Source organism: uncultured Campylobacter sp. (assembly GCF_938017705.1).
Lineage (GTDB): Bacteria > Campylobacterota > Campylobacteria > Campylobacterales > Campylobacteraceae > Campylobacter_B.
This window is the reverse complement of sequence record NZ_CALIIS010000180.1, coordinates 1-1,076: the sequence shown is the minus strand read 5'-3', so window position 1 is coordinate 1,076 and position 1,076 is coordinate 1. Positions and strand designations below refer to the sequence as shown.

The 1,076-nt window shown below is 37.1% G+C and carries 1 protein-coding gene; it reads left to right on the top strand.

Annotation, left to right across the window (positions count from 1 at the left end):
* The first annotated feature begins 211 nt into the window (after window positions 1-211).
* Complete coding sequence (locus tag Q0605_RS08465) at window positions 212-823, top strand: hypothetical protein (RefSeq protein ID WP_298706132.1); 612 nt, start codon at window positions 212-214, stop codon at window positions 821-823.
* The last annotated feature ends 253 nt before the right edge of the window (window positions 824-1,076 follow it).

The following is a 1,076-nucleotide window of genomic DNA, read 5'->3' as shown; positions in this document are numbered from 1 at the left end:
GGCGGCGTAAGCAGCTCCATAGAGCTTGGACTTTGCGTGATCGAAAAATTTGCAGGCGCCTCGGCGCGAGAGATTGCCGTCGCGGCGATGGATTATCCTTATTACGGCCTTAGAAGCAAGCTTGCGCGATGAAATTTTAAAGCCGCTAAGATCGGCGGTGCGGTTTATAAATACCGCAGTAAATTTTAAAATAGAGAGGAGGTAAATCTTAATGCAAGCAGTAAAGATATTAAAAACATTGTGGAAAGTCATCAAGATCGCCATACTCGCAGCATTGATATTACCGTTTGCGGCATTGATATTGTTTGTTTTATTTATAGCCTTTCTATTTTCACCCCTTAATACGGATTTTTCATATATAGAAAATAAAAATTTGGCTAAATTTGAAGCCTTAACAAATACGAAGGGAGAAACTTTGCTTATTTATCGCAAAAAAAGTCCTCCTTTATCGTGTAGTGAAAAAATACAGACTTGTATCTGTTACGCACATTTTATAAAGGCGGATAAGCCTTTTATTTTGACGCAACAAAAAATGTTGCAAGAGGGCTATGAGTTTGTTTCCAAGTCCGATTGCATAGCTGAAACTACAAATTTGCGCGAATTTAAACTATCGTGGGCGATGCCGTCATATCATTATGCAGGTGATAAGGAATATCTGATCTATGGCTCGATCGAAAATTTAAACCTAACGGCGCTAATTAACGATAAAAGGCGAATATGGCACAAAAAAGAGCATGAATGGGGACAGCCGGACGATTATGATCACGAGGTTATTTTTTATCCGGAACTCAATGTAGTTCAAATAAATAAAATGGGGTATTAATAGCGTGCGCTAAATTTACTTATGGTCGATTTAATATAACGTTGCGAACTAAATTTAAAAGCTTTTGGGATAAAATTTAAAAATTTGAAAGATTGGACTTTAGTCTTACGGATGTTTATCAAAGTAGATAAAATAACGATATAGTGGGTTTTTCATAAAATAGGAGATCACAAAGACAGAATGAAACCGGCTCAAATTTTATCGCTGCTTTCGCATATATCTTTCGTAGCGGCTTTCGAGCGGTACTATTTTT